Raw genomic sequence first — 15503 nt, 5'->3', positions numbered from 1 at the left:
GGTGACGCTCCGATTGGAACCGCATCAGCCGCCCCCAAGCAGGCCAACGCCGACAAAGCCGGACAGAAAAGACAGAATCCTGGCTCCAAAATCAAAAAGGCCCGCACGGTGAAAACCGGCGGGACTTTGTCGTATCAAGCGCCGGCTTCAGCCAGCGGAGCGCTTCACTTCTGCCAGGCTGCGAACGGCGCCGGGCACGACCGGTGTGCCGCGATGCGTCGAGGCGATCGCGGCGAAGGTCAGTCCAAGGCTCCGCAGATTGGCCCGGGCACCGTTGAGCGGCTCGCGGCCGTCTTCGATGGCCGACAGAAGCTCCCCCATCGTGCCGGCAAAGCCGTCGTTGAACCAACTGCCTGCGAGTTCCGGCCGTGCCGTGCCGGCCATGGTCGTCAATACGATCGCCTGAATGCCGAGGTCGGGGCCGGTGCTCGACAGGCTGCCTCTAGTGCCGGCGATATAGGTGCGGTCCTGCGGGCCGAAGCGCGTCGCACCGTCGAAGGCCAGAGAAGCCTGCCCACCGTCGAATGCGACCAGCGCCTGGGCGAGTAGCGGCGAAAGAAAAGTGAGCAGTCGATGGGCCGGCATCGTGTCTTGGCGTTGACCGCTCCAATGCCAGAGGCTGATTCCAGGTGCCTTGCGGTCATGAAAAAGGCCCGCGCGAAGCGGGCCTGATCATGTGGCAAAGGCTGGCCAGAGAGGCTTCTCCGGCCAGCCTGCCGGGCTCTCAGGAGCCGGTGATGAAGGGCATCAATTCGTGGGCGCCGCGATAGATCATCTCGCCGGCGACATAGAGGATGATCGCCAGGCCGACATAGGCGATCCAGCGATGCTTCTGCAGCAGGTTGGCGATAAAGCTCGCGGCAATGCCCATCAATGCGATCGACAGGACAAGACCGAAGACCAGAACGTTGGGATGGTCGCGCGCAGCGCCGGCGACGGCGAGCACATTGTCGAGCGACATGGACACGTCGGCGATGAGGATCTGCCAGGCTGCCTGGCCAAGGGTCTTGCGCGGGGCAGCACCTGCAACCTTGCCGTCCTTGTCGATGTCGCTTTCCGAAAGCGCCTCGATGGCCTGCGTTTCCTCGGCGTGGTTCTGGCGAAGCTCGCGCCACATCTTCCAGCACACCCACAACAGCAGCACGCCGCCGGCAAACAGCAGGCCGACGATTTGCAGCAACTGGGTCGTTGCGGCGGCAAAGCCGATGCGCAGCACGGTTGCTGCGACAATGCCGATGAGAATGGCCTTTGCGCGCTGGTCCTTGGGCAGGCCTGCAGCGGCAAGGCCGATGATGATCGCGTTGTCACCCGCCAGGACCAGGTCGATCATGATCACCTGGAATAGAGCGGTCATTGCTTCGGGAGTGAAAAATTCTGTCATGCGGCACCCTTTGCTTTCAGCTGGGGGCGGCGCGGCTTGCAATCATAGCCGTAGGCAACGCGGATTCCGCGCGTGTCAAAAAGTGCTGCTACAGCGTAGGGATTTCAAAAGCCAGGCCACCCGGATTGGAACGTCCAGTCCGACATCACAGTCCTGATGGACTGCCAGAGGGGCCCGGCCTGGTAGCGACTAGCTAATTGCCGGACGCGAGAAACTCAAGGCCAAATTTCGCAATGCAGAGCGGATTGGCGGCGATTAGCTGACCTCCCGGCGTGACGAGGGCACACACCGCATGGTACGCACGTCCTTCATGGCAGTGTGCAGGAGCGCGCGTGATAAGCCCGGAACAATTTCTGTCGTCGGTATTCTGGGCGCGGGAACTGCCGGAGGATGAGCGTGAGCGTGCGCGTCGCGGCATCATGCTGCGCATCCTTGAGCCGGGGACCTATTTCATCCATCGCGGCGATCGCATCGACAACTGGATCGGCGTCGTCAGCGGACTGTTGCGGCTGGGTTCGATCACCACCTCGGGCAAGGCCGTGACCTATGCCGGCCTGCCGCCGAGTTGCTGGTTCGGCGAAGGGTCGTTGCTCAAGGACGAGCCGCGCCAGTATGACGTTCTTGCCCTGCGGCGTACGCAGGTGGCACTACTCAACCGCTCGACATTTTTCTGGCTCTTCGAAAACAGCGTCGCCTTCGACCGGCTGCTGGTACGGCTCATCAACGAGCGGCTCGGGCAGTTCATTGCGCAGGTCGAGCATGATCGTACGCTCGATTCGACCGGCAAGGTGGCGCGCAGCCTGGCCTCGCTGTTCAACCCGGTGATCAGTCCCTTCGTCGGTTCGCACATCGACATCAGCCAGGAGGAGATCGGTTTGCTGGCCGGCGTGTCGCGGCCTGTAGCCAACCGAATCCTGCAAGAACTGGAAAAGGCCGGCTTGCTCCGCAATGAGAGCGGCGGCGTTACGATCCTGGATCTGGAAAAGCTGCGCGGCTACGGCGAGTAGCGCGGCCGCCGGCGTGGCGCGTGGTTTATGAATATCTATGATTTCAAAGGGTTAGGCGTGCAATTACGCCTAGGGCGCATGAGGCCGGTACCCAAGACTGAACATTGGCGTCCTGTCTGTCAAGCCAGCCCTTGAAAAAGCCTGCCAAGGTTGCGAGCTTCGATCCAACGACCGGGAACACCCGGCGATCTACGAGGGAACAAACGGGAGGCGTGCCTTTGGCACAAGGGAGCGTAACGCGCGAGCTCGATACGTTTGCCAAGCTGCTGTGCGAGCATGCTCGCCTGCGGCCCAACCGCCCGGCGATGCGTCACAAGGATCTCGGCATCTGGCGGACATGGGACTGGAGCGAGCTGGCCCAAACCATCCGCGCCTATGCCGCCGGCTTGCAGCAACTCGGTCTGGAGCGCGGCGCGACCATCGCCGTCATCGGCGCGAACCGGCCGGCCATGTACTGGACCATTCTCGCCGCGCAATGGCTGGGGGCGATCCCCGTGCCGGTCTATGCCGATGCGGTCGCGGACGAGATGGCCTATGTGCTCGACCACGCCGACGTCGCCTTTGCGGCGGTGCAGGATCAGGAGCAGGTCGACAAGCTGATCTCGGTCCAGGACCGCGTGCCGAAGCTCCGCACCGTTCTCTATGACGAGCCGCGCGGCTTGCGCGACTACGATCACAGCCGGCTCCACGCCATCCATGACATCATCGAGCAGGGGCGTGTCCGACTGGCGGCTGACGGCTCCGCGGCCGCTGCGATTGATACCGAGCGCGACCGCGGTCAGGCCAGCGACATCTCCATCATCCTCTATACCTCCGGCACGACAGGCCGCTCCAAGGGTGTGCTGCTGACCGCCGGCGGCTCGATCGCGGCTGCGCGCGATACCGTCACCTTCGACAAGCTGACCGACCGCGACGAAGTGCTCGCCTACCTGCCACTGGCCTGGGTCGGCGATCACTACCTCAACTACGCCCAGTCTATGGTCGCGGGCTTCTGCGTCGCTTGTCCCGAAAGCCGGGAAACGGCGGAAGCCGACACGCAGGAGATCGGGCCGAGCTTCTATTTCGCGCCGCCGCGCGTGTTCGAGACGCTGCTGACCCGGATCACCATCCGCATGGAGGATGCCGGAGCGCTCAAGCGCGGCATGTTCAATTACTTCATCGGAGTAGCTAGGCGTTGGGGCGAAAAGATCCTCGACGGCGAGAAGGTGCCGCTCGGCGCCCGCCTCGGCTATTCGATCGGGAACCTGCTGGTTTACGCGCCGCTGAAGAACGTGCTCGGCTTTTCCCGCATTCGCGTCGCCTACACGGCCGGCGAGGCAATCGGACCGGACCTGTTTTCCTTCTACCGGTCGCTCGGCCTCAACCTGAAGCAGCTCTACGGCCAGACAGAGGCCTTTCTCTATGTCACCGCGCAGCCTGACGGGCAGATCCGCGCCGGCACGGTCGGGCCGGCGACGCCCAATGTCGAGATCCGCATCGCCGACGATGGCGAGGTGCTCTATCGCTCACCCGGCCAGTTCGTCGGCTATTACAAGGACGCTGAACGCACGGCAGAAACGGTCACCCCGGAAGGTTACGTGAAGACAGGCGACGCCGGCTTCTTCGATCCCGACGGCCACCTCACCATCATCGACCGCGCCAAGGATGTCGGCAAGTTGAGCTCGGGCGCGCTGTTCGCGCCGAAATACATCGAAAACAAGCTGAAGTTCTTCCCCAACATCAAGGAAGCCGTGGCCTTCGGGCAGGACCGCGACTTCGTCACGGTCATGCTCAACATCGACCTGACGGCGGTCGGCAATTGGGCGGAACGCAAGAACATCGCCTACGGCTCCTACCAGGAGCTGGCGCAGCGCCCCGAGGTCTATGAAATGTTCACCGGTCACGTCGCCGAGGTGAACCGGGCGCTGGCCGCCGAGCCGCGTATGGCGGCGGCGCAGATCAAGCGCTTCCTTATCCTGCACAAGGAACTCGACGCCGACGACGGCGAGATGACGCGCACGCAGAAGGTTCGCCGTGGCTTCATCGCCGAACGCTACAAGCCTCTGGTCGACGCGCTCTACAATGGCTCGGAGGCCTCCGACATCTCGACCGAAGTGACCTTCGAGGACGGCCGCAAGGGTATCATATCCGCCAGGGTCCGCATCGCCGAGGCTGAGGTTGCGCAAGTCGCCAAGCTTGGGGTCGCCGCATGAACGCACCCGAAACACTGCTGGCGGTCGATGGCGTATCGCTGTCCTTCGGCGGGGTGAAGGCCATCACCGATGTGTCCTTCGACATCCGCAAGGGCGAGATCCGCGCCATCATCGGCCCCAACGGCGCCGGCAAGACCTCGATGCTGAACGTGGTCAACGGCTTCTACCACCCCCAGCACGGCCGCATCACCTACAAGGGCAAGACCCGTCCGCGCATGCGGCCCTATCAGGCCGCGAGCCAGGGCATCGCCCGCACCTTCCAGAACGTGGCGCTGTTCCGCGGCATGAGCACGCTCGACAACATCATGGTCGGCCGCACGCTGAAGATGCACCGCGGTCTGTTGTGGCAGATGCTGCGCTACGGCCCGGCGATGCGCGAGGAGATCGAGCACCGGCGCGTGGTCGAAGACATCATCGATTTCCTGCAGATCGAGGCGATCCGCAAGACGCCGGTCGGCAAGCTGCCCTACGGCCTGCAGAAGCGCGTCGAGCTTGGCCGTGCGCTGGCGATGGAGCCGGAGCTCTTGCTGCTCGACGAGCCGATGGCCGGCATGAACATCGAGGAGAAGGAGGACATGTGCCGCTACATCCTCGATCTCAACAAGCATTTCGGTACCACCATCGCCCTGATCGAGCACGACATGGGCGTGGTGATGGACCTGTCGGACCGCGTGGTGGTGCTCGAATACGGGCACAAGATTGCCGACGGCACGCCCGAAGTGGTCAAGGCCGATCCCAAGGTCATCGAGGCCTATCTCGGCGTGGGGCACTGACCATGCCGGTGTCTGGTGGAGGAGGAAAAATCCGCATGAACACGAGACGCAGGGCAGCGGAGACGACGGCAGGCGGCTCGGCATGTCGCCAGGCCTGTCCGACGCGCCGGGCCGGCTGAGGAGGGAGACCGATGCTCTACAACATCTTCATCGACCCCTTCGTGCAGATGGTGCAGATGCCCGACCTTTTGGTCCAGACCCTGTGGGAGGGGCTGGTGTCGGGCGTCCTCTATGCGCTGATCGCCCTTGGCTTCGTGCTCATATTCAAGGCGTCGGGCGTGTTCAACTTCGCCCAGGGCATCATGGTCGTGTTTTCAGCGCTTACCCTCGTCGGCTTCTACGAGAAGTTTTCGGCCGCGGGCTTTTCCGGCCACACCGCGGCCTTCGTCGCGCTGATCCTGACGGCGGGCGTGATGTTCGTGCTGGCGATGCTGGTCGAGCGCGTCGTGCTGAGGCCGCTGGTCAACCAGCCCGACATCATCCTGTTCATGGCGACGTTCGGCGTCACCTATGTGCTGATCGGCTTCGGCGAGATGGTGTTCGGCGGCGACCCCAAGCAGATGATCGCCAGCGAGCTGTTCCTGCCCAGCGGCTCGGTCGACGTCGAGATGCTCGGCGGCCTTGTCAGCTTCCAGAAGATCGACATCGCCGCCGCCGTCATCGCCTCCGTGATGATCGTCGGGCTCGCCCTGTTCTTCCAGAAGACCCGCATCGGCCGGGCCTTGCGCGCCGTTGCCGACAGCCACAAGGCAGCGCTTTCGGTCGGCATATCGCTCAACCAGATCTGGGTTATCGTCTGGTTCGCCGCCGGCCTGGTCGCACTGGTGACCGGCATCATGTGGGGCGCCCGTTCCGACGTCTCCTTCGCGCTCGAGATCGTGGCGCTCAAGGCGCTGCCGGTGCTGGTGCTGGGCGGGCTGACCTCGGTGCCCGGCGCGATCGTCGGCGGGCTGATCATCGGCATCGGCGAAAAGCTCGGCGAATTCTACTGGGGCCCCCTGCTCGGCGGCGGCATCGAGAGCTGGTTTGCTTACGCCATAGCCCTGCTGTTCCTGCTGTATCGGCCGCAGGGTCTGTTCGGCGACAAGATAATCGAGCGGATCTGACACCATGTTCTATCGCGAGACGGGCCAGTTCAAGCAAAGCTACGCGGCCGACCAGGCAGTGTTCCCGATCCTGCAGGACCGGTTCGGCCTGGCCTTCATCCTGCTCATCGCCTTCGTCGCGGTGCCCCTGTTCGGCAACGAGTTCTTGCTTGCCTCGGTGATGGTGCCGTTCCTGATCCTGTCGTTGGGCGCAATCGGGCTCAACATCCTTGTCGGCTACACCGGACTGCTCTCCCTCGGCTCGGCCGCCTTCATGGGGGTCGGCGCCTATTCGGCCTACAAGCTGTCGACCATCTTTCCAGGCGTCAACATCCTGGTCTGGATCCTCTGCTCGGGCTTCTTCGCCGCAGGCATCGGCGTGCTGTTCGGCCTGCCGTCGCTGCGCATCAAGGGCTTCTACCTGGCGGTCGCGACGCTGGCCGCGCAGTTCTTCCTGCAGTGGTGCTTCGTGCGCATCAGCTGGCTCTACAACGACAATCCGTCCGGCGCCATCGAAGTGCCGGCGCGGAAGCTGTTCGGCCTGGCCATCACCGGACCCTCGGCCACGCCCGTCACGCGCTACCTCGTGGTGCTGGTCATCGTCGTCGTCATGACCCTGCTCGCCTCCAACATCGTCCATGGCAGGATCGGCCGCACCTGGATGGCGGTGCGCGACATGGACATTGCAGCGCAGCTGATGGGCATCCGCCTTTTGCCGGCAAAGCTGCTCGCGTTTGCGGTGTCGTCCTTCTACTGCGGCGTTTCGGGCGCGCTCATGGTCTTCCTCTGGCTCGGGGCCGCCGAGCCATCGGCCTTCGACATCAAGCTGTCGTTCCTTTTGCTGTTCATGGTCATCATCGGTGGCCTCGGCTCGATGATCGGCAGCTTCTTTGGCGCAGCGCTGATCCACATCCTGCCGATCGTCATCCGCATGCTGCCCGAGGCGCTTGGCCTGCCCATTGCTGCCGCAACGGTGGAGCACCTGACGTATCTGATCGTCGGCGCCCTCATCATCTTTTTCCTGATCGTCGAACCGCACGGCCTCGCGCGGCTCTGGCAGATCGCCAAGCAGAAGCTTCGTGTGTGGCCCTTCCCTTACTAGGGGCCATGCACAAGACGGAATTGCAAAAGAAGTAGGGAGGAGAACGAAATGTCGCTCAAGAACTGGCTATACGCACTTTCTGCAGCAGCATCGCTGACCTTGCCGGCCGTGCACGGCGCGCAGGCCCAGGAAGAATCGATCTACGTGCCGCTGTTCACCTATCGCACCGGCCCGTTTGCCGGGTCCGGAACGCCGATCGCCAACGGCATGCACGACTACCTGACGCTTCTCAACGAGCGCGACGGCGGCATCGGCGGCGTCAAGCTGATCGTTGAGGAGTGCGAGACCGGCTACGACACCAAGAAGGGCCTCGAATGTTATGAATCGGTGAAGCCCAAGAAGCCGGTGATCGTCAATCCGTGGTCGACAGGCATCACCTTGCCGCTGATCCCCAAGGCGGCCGTGGACAAAATCCCGGTGCTGTCGATGGCCTACGGCCTGTCGGCCTCGGCCAAGGGCGACACCTTCCCATGGATCTTCAACCCGCCGGCAACCTACTGGGACGGCTTCACCCAGATCCTGCAATACATCGCCACCCAGGAAGGCGGCGGCATCGACAAGCTCAAGGGCAAGAAGATCGGCTACATCTATCTCGACGCCAGCTTCGGCCGCGAGCCGCTGCCGCTGATCGAGCAGCTGTCGAAGGAACTCGGCTTCGAGGCCAAGCTCTATCCGGTGGCCGCCGCCGACATGCAGAACCAGTCGTCGCAGTGGCTGAGCGTTCGCCGCGACAAGCCCGACTACATGATCCTCTACGGCTGGGGCGCGCTGAATGCCACCGCCGTCAAGGAAGCGGTGAAGACCAACTACCCGATGGAGAAGTTCATCTCGATCTGGTGGCCGAGCGAGGATGACGCCAAGGGTGCCGGCGACGGCGCAAAGGGCTTCAAGACGCTGAACTGGCATGCCGTTGGTGCGGACTTCCCGCTTCTCGCCGACATCCAGAAGCACGTCGTCGATGCCGGCAAAAGCCAGGTTTCTGGCAAGGACAAGGTCGGCCAGGTTCTCTACAACCGCGGCATCTACAATTCGATGCTGATCGCCGAGGCGATCCGCAAGGCGCAGGAGATCACCGGCAAGAAGGCGGTCACCGGCGAGGACGTTCGCCGCGGCCTGGAAGGCCTCAACATCGATGAGGCGCGGCTCAAGGAAATCGGCCTCGAAGGCTTCACCGGTGCGGTCAAGCTCTCCTGCGCCGACCACAACGGCCACTTCTCGACCTTCGTCCAGAGCTGGAACGGCACCACCTACGAGAAGGTGTCCGACTACATCGCGCCGATGAGCGACAAGGTCGGGCCGCTGCTCGATGCCGACGCCAAGGCCTATGCCGAGAAGAACGCACCGTGGCCGGCCCGCGCCGAGGCCTGCGACGCCTCGTAAGGCTGCAGCTTGAACCCTGTCCCTTCCCCGTCAGGGGGAGGGACCTTTGTCCCGGAGCTTGCTGATGTCTGAACATGCTTCCAACGCGGTCGAGCCGGCCCGCCCGATGCTGTCGGTCAACAACATCGAAGTGATCTACGATCACGTCATCCTCGTTCTCAAGGGCGTGTCGCTGACTGTCCCGCAGGGCGGCATCGTCGCCATCCTCGGCGCCAATGGCGCCGGCAAGACGACGACGCTGAAGGCGATCTCAAATCTTCTGCATGCCGAGCGCGGCGAGGTCACCAAGGGCTCGATCGAGTTCGACGGTGAACGTGTCGACAGCCTCAGCCCGAACGAGTTGGTGCGGCGCGGCTGCATCCAGGTGATGGAGGGGCGGCACTGCTTCGGCCATCTCAGCATCGAGGAAAACCTGCTCACCGGTGCCTTCACGCGGCGCGACGGCAACCGCGCCATCCGTGACGACCTCGACATGATCTACGGCTACTTCCCCCGGCTGAGGCAGCGCCGATCGTCGATGGCCGGCTACACCTCGGGCGGCGAGCAGCAGATGTGCGCCATCGGCCGCGCCATGATGAGCCGTCCCAAGATGATCCTACTCGACGAGCCGTCGATGGGGCTCGCGCCGCAGGTGGTCGACGAGATCTTCGAGATCGTCAAGGACCTGAACGACAAGCAGGGCGTGTCGTTCCTGGTGGCCGAGCAGAACACCAACATGGCGCTGAAATACGCCACCTACGGCTACATCATGGAAACCGGCCGCATCGTCATGGATGGCGACGCCGCCTCGTTGCGCGACAACGAGGACGTCAAGGAATTCTATCTCGGCATTGGCGGCGAGGGCCGCAAGTCGTTCCGCGAGGTCAAGAGCTACAAGCGGCGCAAGCGCTGGCTCGCCTGAACCGCTTCATTTTCCGGGTGCTGCGCGGTCATGCCGTTGGGCGGCGCGCCCTCATCGTCCAGAACCTAGGTGAACCATGGTCACGAACGCACATTACGATGCCGCGGAAACCCAGGATCCGGCCGTCCGCGAGGCCGCACTTTTTGCTAGGCTGCAGTCGCTGCTCGATGGCGCGCAAGCCGGCGCGCCGGCGCTGCGCCAGCAGCTCGAGGGCATTGCGGCTGCGAGCCTCATCGACCGTGCAGCGCTCCAGCAGGTGCCGGTCATCCGCAAGGGCGACCTGCTTGCCCTGCAGGCCAAGGATCCGCCCTTCGCCGGCCTGTCGCCCGTCAGGCCAGGCGCGCTGAAGCGCCTGCTCGTCTCCCCCGGGCCGATCTTCGATCCCGAAGGCCGCGGCGACGACTGGTGGGGGGCCGCGCGGGCCCTTTTCGCGTCCGGCATGCGTCGGGAAGACATCGTCCACAATGCCTTCAGCTACCACCTGACACCGGGCGGCCACATGATGGAATCGGGTGCCCATGCGCTCGGCTGCGCGGTGATCCCCGCCGGTGTCGGCAACACCGACCAACAGGTCGAGGCGGTCGTAGCGCTCAAGCCGTCCGGCTATATAGGCACGCCCGACTTCCTCAAGATCCTGCTCGACCGCATGAGTGCCACCGGTGCCGTCAATCCGTTCCGCCACGCCTTGGTATCGGGTGCCGCGTTCCCGGCCTCGCTGCAGCAGGAGATCGCCGGCGCCGGCATCGACGCCTACCAGGCCTATGCCAGCGCCGAACTCGGCGTCGCCGCCTATGAGACCACGGCGCGCTCGGGCCTTGTCGTCAACGAGGGGCTGATCGTCGAGATCGTACGCCCGGGCACCGGCGAGGCTGTGGCCGATGGCGAGGTTGGCGAGGTCGTGGTCACACGCCTCGTCCCGGAATATCCCTTGCTGCGTTTCGGCACCGGCGACCTGTCGCGGGTGCTCTCCGGCCTCAGCTCCTGCGGCCGTACCAACATGCGGCTCGCCGGCTGGATGGGCCGCGCCGACCAGCGCACCAAGGTCAAGGGCATGTTCGTCGACCCGGCCCAGGTTGCCGCCATCGGACGCAGGTTTTCCGGTCTCGGCCGGCTTCGCCTCGTCGTCGGCCGCGACGGCGCACAGGACACGATGCTGCTCAAGGCCGAAGCCGGCGCGGCGAGCGACGAACTCCGTGTTGAGCTCGAGGCGGCATTGCAGGCCGCGACCAAGATGAAGGGCGCCGTCGAGATCGTCGCCCCCGGCAGCCTGCCCAATGACGGCAAGGTCATCGCCGACGAACGTCCGCTCGAATAGTCCCCGGCAGCCGCTGCCTCAGTAGGCTGTCCGGTAGATCGACAGGATGTCGCCTCGCGCCAGTTCGCGCGGGTTGTTGTCGAGCAGACGGCGGATGGCGAAGGCGTCGTCTGCCATCGTCTCCAGGTCGTTCTCCGGCACGCCGAGCTGGGACAGCCTCATCTCGATGCCGAGCGAGGCGCAATAGTCATGCGTCGACCCGAACACGTCCTGCACGGCATTCGCCTCTGGCAGGCCGAGTGCTGATAGGATGTGCCCGGTCTTTTCCGAGGCCGCCGGCAGGTTGAAGGCGAGCACATGCGGGAAGATCAGTGCGTTGGCCGCACCATGGGCGATGTGCCAGCGCGTGCCCAGCGGATAGGCGAGCGCATGGCCGCCGGCGGTGTTGACCGGGCCCAGGCAGAAGCCGCCATAGAGCGAGGCGAGCGCCAGCCCGGCGCGGGCCTCGACGTTGCTGCCGTCCTTGACCGCGCGGGCGAGATAGCGGCCGACCAGCTTCACCCCTTCCAGCGCGTAGAGGTCAATCATCGGATGCGCCTTCTTGTTGGTGTAGGCCTCGACGCAATGGGCCATGGCATCGACGCCGGTGGCGGCGGTGACGGCCGGTGGCACGGTCATCGTCAGCGCCGGGTCGACGATGGCGATGTCGGCCAGCATCTCGATGCTTTCGACGGCGAGCTTGGCTTGCGTCTCCGGGTCGGTGACCAGGGCGCGGATGCCGGCCTCGCTGCCGGTGCCCGACGTCGTCGGCACCTGGGCGAGCGCGACCCGGCGCTTGGCCGCCTTGCCGACGCCGACGATGTCCTGCAGCCGCTGCCCGCTACCGGCCATCACCGAGACGAGCTTGGCGAGATCCATCGCGCTGCCGCCGCCGAAACCGACGATCAGGTCGGCTTGCGACAGCGCGGCAAGTTCCAGCACTTTTTCGAGATTGGGCAGGTCCGGTTCAGGGCGCACTTCGCCGAAGACGACCGTTTCGATGCCGAGATCGAGTGTCGCCACGCGCGTGGCATTGAAGGCGTCGGCGACGACGAGTGCCTTCTTGGCGTTGCGCGCCTTCACCCAGCCGGCAAGCCGGGAAACCACGCCGGGACCGAATTCGATGACCGGAGGCCGAACGATCGATATGGGCATGCTGAGACCGGTCATCGTCTATGCTCCTGCTGGATATGGTCGCCGCGATCAGGCATCAGCTGTCGGCCGGGGAGAGGCGGACGTATTTGATGGCGCGGCGGAAATAGGTGAAGGCGACGTGGATCGTGCCGTCGTCAGTCGCCAGGATCGACGGGTAGGAAAACTCGCGGTTCAGCCCGTCCTTCGAATTGTTGGTCAGGCAGAAGCCATCGCCGGTCTCGAGGTCGATCCGTTCGCCGAAGGTTGCGCCGCCATCGGACGAGAAGGCGAGGCTGAGCGGCGCGCGCGGCACGCCCCAGACGGCCTTGCGGCCCTCCGGCTCGGCAGCAGGCTCGGTCGCGACCGGCTCGTCGCCCTCGATCTCGTCATAGAGCGAAAGGCGCCGGTCATCCGACATCGACGCATTGGCGTGGTTGTACACGATGGCAATGCGGCCATCGCCTGTTTGCACGGCCTGGACCGACGAATTATTGTTGGGCAGCTCGGTCGTTTCAGGGGCGCTCCAACGGCGGCCGCCGTCATGCGAGCGGCTGCGCAGCACCTGCTCGGAGAAGCGGTTGCGGTAAAGCGCTACCATCTCGTCACCGCCGAGCGGCACGATGTTCATGTGCACGGCGCCGATGCTGTCGGGCACGTCATGCATGGTCCAGCTTGTGCCGGCATCGGTGGAGATGAGCACGGCAGCGGTGTCGACATCGCCGCTCCAGCGCGTCCCCGGTCGGCCGATGCAGCGGAACACCGGCAGCAGCCACTCGCCGCGATCGTTGATGATGATCGGTTGGCGTACGAAGGTCCCGGGGATGTCGCAGAGCACCGACACCTCGCCGAAGCTCTTGCCGCCATCCTCGGAGATGCGTCGCTTGACGATAGCGCCGTCCTGGTGGCCCGAGGTCTGCGAGGTGTAGAGCAGGCACACCTTGCCGTCGGGCGCGTTGAACAGCAGTGGGTTCTGTTCTGATTTCTGCGCATCGTCCGACATCTTTTCCGGTGCCGACCAGGTGTCGGAACCGGGTGCCAGACGCGACAGGTAGACCGAGATGTCGCCCATGCCTTCCATCGTGCCGCCGAACCAGACGCAGGCGAGCGTGCCGTCGGGCAGCAGGCTGAGGTTCGCGGCGTGGTTTTGCACCGTCGGCGATGGCAGGAACGCGTCGGCGCGTCCCACAGACACCTGATGCAACTTGCCGTCCATCTGCGCGGCAACATCCGCGTGGGTCATGACTGCAGCGGATGATTGTGCTTGGGCCGCGTTGGTGGTCATCGAAACCTCCTTACGGCAGCTGTTCGAGCTGCGGCTTCAGCTCTGCCATCTCGCCGTCGCTCAAGCCGACCAGCGGCGGCCGCAGCCGCTGCCATGCCTTCTCGCCATGCTTCAGGCCGACCATCGCCTTGATGGTCGGGATCTGGGCGTAGCTGTTGGAGAGGTTGCGCCAGGCGTTGATGCGCGCCTGCGCCGCCTCGACCTTTGCCTGTTCGGTCGGGTTGGCATGGTTGTCGAACACGGTGCGCAGCGAATCCGCGATCAGGTTGGACGTCGCCGTGATGCAGCCCGCTCCGCCTTCGCGCAAAAGCGGCAGCATCAGCGGATCGGCGCCCGGGAACACCGCGAAGCCGGGATAGGCCTTCACCAGCGCCTGCATGTTGGCGAAATCGCCCTTGGATTCCTTGATGCCGACGACGGTTTTCGGGAAGGCCTGGATCAGCCGGCCGACGAGTTCCACTGACAGCGGAATGCCCGACACCTGGGGGATATGGTAGAGCACGACCTTGAGCCGGTCGTCGGCGACGCCTTCGAGGATGCGGGCATAGGCGTCGAACAGCCCGCTATCGGACACGCCCTTGTAGTAGAAGGGCGGTAGCATCACGACCTTCTCGATACCGATCGACAGCGCATGGCGGGTCAGCTCGATGGTTTCGGGGATGGCGGCGACGCCGGTGCCGGGCATCAGCTTGTCGGCATCAACGCCTGCCTTGACGACGCGTTCCAGCATTGCCTTGCGCTCGCCGAGCGAGAACGAATTGGCCTCGCCGGTCGTGCCGAGCAGCGCCACACCATGGCAGCCCTCGTCGAGCAGCCTTTGGCAGTGCGCAGCCAGCAGGCCGTGGTCGGGCGAAAGGTCGGCATTGATCGGCGTGGCGGCGGCGGAGAAGACGCCGGAAATGGCGAAATTGGTCATGCGGTCACCCGAGGCGTTCCGGCGAGCTTGCGCGCATAGGCGATCGCCGCGTTCATGTTGACGTGATTGGCCTTGCCGGTCCCGGCAATGTCGAAGGCGGTGCCGTGGTCGACCGAGGTGCGGTCGATGGGCAGGCCGAGCGAAATGTTGACCCCGCTGTCGAAGGCGACGAGCTTCATCGGGATGTGACCCTGGTCGTGATACTGCGCGACCACGAGGTCGAAGGCACCCGAATAGGCGCGGTGGAAGACCGTGTCGGGCGGAACCGGACCGTAGGCGTCGATGCCCTCGGCCTTGGCCGCGGCCACTGCGGGAGCGATGAACTCGTCGTCCTCGGTGCCGAACAGGCCGTTCTCGCCACAATGCGGGTTGAGGCCGGCGACCGCGATGCGCGGGTTTTCAATGCCGATGCGGCGCAGATGGCGATACCCGGTACGAATGGTCTCGAGGATGCGCTCCGGCTTCACCCGGGCGATCGCCTCTTGCAGCGACACATGCGTCGAGACGTGGATCACCGACATGCGTTCGGCGGCGAGCAGCATCCAGGACGAGCGCGAATTGGTGAGATGCGCCAGCATGCCGGTGTGGCCGTCATAATGGTGGCCGGCAAGGTTCAGCGCTTCCTTGTTGATCGGCGCGGTGACGATGCAGCCGATCTCGCCTGCGGTCGCCGCCTCCACCGCACGCGCAATGAAGCGGAACGAGGCGTCGCCGGCACGGGTGTCGATCTTGCCGAAGGCGATTGGGCCGCCCTCGATGGCGACATGCTCGACGGCCACCGTGTCGGCTCCATCGGAGACCAAGGCGAATTTCAGCGGCGCGCCGACAATCCTTGCCGCCGCCTCCAGGCTGTCGCGATTGCCGAAGACGCGCATGGTGGCGCGGTCGGCGGCATTCATTTCGGCCAGCGACTTGCAGATGATCTCGGGGCCGACCCCGGCGGGGTCCCCCATGGTGATGCCAATCGTGCGGCTAGAACTCGCCATCGCTCCCTGTCCGTCTTGTCCGCAGGCAGTGCCGGTCGTTCGGCGCCCCGCTTGCTGGAATCCTCCCGAG

14 protein-coding genes are annotated in these 15503 nt (G+C 64.6%); 8 read left to right on the top strand and 6 right to left on the bottom strand.

Annotation, left to right across the window (positions count from 1 at the left end; translation table 11 throughout):
* Window positions 1–147: 147 nt before the first annotated feature.
* Window positions 148–585 carry a hypothetical protein gene (locus GGQ99_RS15210; protein WP_245439591.1) on the bottom strand — a complete coding sequence of 146 codons (438 nt, stop codon included), beginning with the start codon at window positions 583–585 and terminating at the stop codon, window positions 148–150.
* A 139-nt stretch (window positions 586–724) separates the two neighbouring features.
* Window positions 725–1381 (bottom strand): TerC family protein, encoded by a 657-nt coding sequence (locus GGQ99_RS15205; RefSeq protein WP_108605901.1) that lies wholly within the window; start codon window positions 1379–1381, stop codon window positions 725–727.
* A 332-nt stretch (window positions 1382–1713) separates the two neighbouring features.
* Between GGQ99_RS15205 and GGQ99_RS15200 the strand changes: the two genes are divergently transcribed.
* The 8 genes from GGQ99_RS15200 (at window position 1714) to GGQ99_RS15165 (ending at window position 11136) form a co-directional block, all read left to right on the top strand.
* A complete protein-coding gene (locus GGQ99_RS15200) occupies window positions 1714–2388 on the top strand; it encodes a Crp/Fnr family transcriptional regulator (RefSeq protein ID WP_245439590.1) in 675 nt (224 codons plus the stop codon).
* Between the two features lie 305 nt (window positions 2389–2693).
* Complete coding sequence (locus GGQ99_RS15195) at window positions 2694–4580, top strand: AMP-binding protein (protein WP_183263190.1); 1887 nt, start codon at window positions 2694–2696, stop codon at window positions 4578–4580.
* On the top strand, window positions 4577–5353 hold the full coding sequence (locus GGQ99_RS15190; protein ID WP_183263173.1) for an ABC transporter ATP-binding protein: 777 nt from the start codon (window positions 4577–4579) through the stop codon (window positions 5351–5353). The genes GGQ99_RS15195 and GGQ99_RS15190 overlap by 4 nt, the downstream gene beginning before the upstream one ends.
* Window positions 5354–5484: 131 nt before the next feature.
* Complete coding sequence (locus tag GGQ99_RS15185; protein ID WP_183263172.1) at window positions 5485–6459, top strand: branched-chain amino acid ABC transporter permease; 975 nt, start codon at window positions 5485–5487, stop codon at window positions 6457–6459.
* A 4-nt stretch (window positions 6460–6463) separates the two neighbouring features.
* Window positions 6464–7540 carry a branched-chain amino acid ABC transporter permease gene (locus GGQ99_RS15180; protein ID WP_183263171.1) on the top strand — a complete coding sequence of 359 codons (1077 nt, stop codon included), beginning with the start codon at window positions 6464–6466 and terminating at the stop codon, window positions 7538–7540.
* A 48-nt stretch (window positions 7541–7588) separates the two neighbouring features.
* Entirely contained in the window at window positions 7589–8920 is a 1332-nt protein-coding gene (locus tag GGQ99_RS15175; protein WP_183263170.1) for an ABC transporter substrate-binding protein, read from the top strand.
* Between the two features lie 64 nt (window positions 8921–8984).
* Window positions 8985–9821 carry an ABC transporter ATP-binding protein gene (locus GGQ99_RS15170; RefSeq protein ID WP_183263169.1) on the top strand — a complete coding sequence of 279 codons (837 nt, stop codon included), beginning with the start codon at window positions 8985–8987 and terminating at the stop codon, window positions 9819–9821.
* Window positions 9822–9897: 76 nt separating this feature from the next.
* Complete coding sequence (locus GGQ99_RS15165; RefSeq protein WP_183263168.1) at window positions 9898–11136, top strand: phenylacetate--CoA ligase family protein; 1239 nt, start codon at window positions 9898–9900, stop codon at window positions 11134–11136.
* 18 nt (window positions 11137–11154) lie between these two features.
* Here the strand turns inward: GGQ99_RS15165 and GGQ99_RS15160 are convergent, their stop codons facing one another.
* The 4 genes from GGQ99_RS15160 to pdxA are packed head-to-tail and all read right to left on the bottom strand — an operon-like array spanning window position 11155 to window position 15433.
* A complete protein-coding gene (locus GGQ99_RS15160) occupies window positions 11155–12285 on the bottom strand; it encodes an iron-containing alcohol dehydrogenase (RefSeq protein ID WP_183263167.1) in 1131 nt (376 codons plus the stop codon).
* Between the two features lie 40 nt (window positions 12286–12325).
* Window positions 12326–13489, bottom strand: a complete 1164-nt coding sequence (locus tag GGQ99_RS15155) for a sialidase family protein (protein ID WP_425486818.1) — start codon at window positions 13487–13489, stop codon at window positions 12326–12328.
* A gap of 52 nt (window positions 13490–13541) precedes the next feature.
* Window positions 13542–14447: a dihydrodipicolinate synthase family protein gene (locus GGQ99_RS15150; protein WP_183263165.1), complete on the bottom strand. Its 906-nt coding sequence runs from the start codon at window positions 14445–14447 to the stop codon at window positions 13542–13544.
* Window positions 14444–15433 (bottom strand): 4-hydroxythreonine-4-phosphate dehydrogenase PdxA, encoded by a 990-nt coding sequence (pdxA, locus tag GGQ99_RS15145; protein WP_183263164.1) that lies wholly within the window; start codon window positions 15431–15433, stop codon window positions 14444–14446. Before pdxA ends, GGQ99_RS15150 begins: the two co-directional genes overlap by 4 nt.
* Between the last annotated feature and the right edge of the window lie 70 nt (window positions 15434–15503).

The organism is Aminobacter niigataensis (genome assembly GCF_014200015.1).
In the GTDB taxonomy this organism is placed as follows: domain Bacteria; phylum Pseudomonadota; class Alphaproteobacteria; order Rhizobiales; family Rhizobiaceae; genus Aminobacter; species Aminobacter niigataensis.
The sequence above is the reverse complement of the archived record's forward strand: the minus strand, read 5'-3'. Positions and strand labels throughout refer to the sequence as shown.

Coding starts and splice junctions, on each gene's coding strand:
- GGQ99_RS15210 (WP_245439591.1), bottom strand. CDS start 585: ATGCCGGCCCATCGACTGCTCACTTTTCTTTCGCCGCTACTCGCCCAG.
- GGQ99_RS15205 (WP_108605901.1), bottom strand. CDS start 1,381: ATGACAGAATTTTTCACTCCCGAAGCAATGACCGCTCTATTCCAGGTG.
- GGQ99_RS15195 (WP_183263190.1), top strand. CDS start 2,694: ATGCGTCACAAGGATCTCGGCATCTGGCGGACATGGGACTGGAGCGAG.
- GGQ99_RS15190 (WP_183263173.1), top strand. CDS start 4,577: ATGAACGCACCCGAAACACTGCTGGCGGTCGATGGCGTATCGCTGTCC.
- GGQ99_RS15185 (WP_183263172.1), top strand. CDS start 5,485: ATGCTCTACAACATCTTCATCGACCCCTTCGTGCAGATGGTGCAGATG.
- GGQ99_RS15180 (WP_183263171.1), top strand. CDS start 6,464: ATGTTCTATCGCGAGACGGGCCAGTTCAAGCAAAGCTACGCGGCCGAC.
- GGQ99_RS15175 (WP_183263170.1), top strand. CDS start 7,589: ATGTCGCTCAAGAACTGGCTATACGCACTTTCTGCAGCAGCATCGCTG.
- GGQ99_RS15170 (WP_183263169.1), top strand. CDS start 8,985: ATGTCTGAACATGCTTCCAACGCGGTCGAGCCGGCCCGCCCGATGCTG.
- GGQ99_RS15165 (WP_183263168.1), top strand. CDS start 9,898: ATGGTCACGAACGCACATTACGATGCCGCGGAAACCCAGGATCCGGCC.
- GGQ99_RS15160 (WP_183263167.1), bottom strand. CDS start 12,285: ATGACCGGTCTCAGCATGCCCATATCGATCGTTCGGCCTCCGGTCATC.
- GGQ99_RS15155 (WP_425486818.1), bottom strand. CDS start 13,489: ATGACCCACGCGGATGTTGCCGCGCAGATGGACGGCAAGTTGCATCAG.
- GGQ99_RS15150 (WP_183263165.1), bottom strand. CDS start 14,447: ATGACCAATTTCGCCATTTCCGGCGTCTTCTCCGCCGCCGCCACGCCG.
- pdxA (WP_183263164.1), bottom strand. CDS start 15,433: ATGGCGAGTTCTAGCCGCACGATTGGCATCACCATGGGGGACCCCGCC.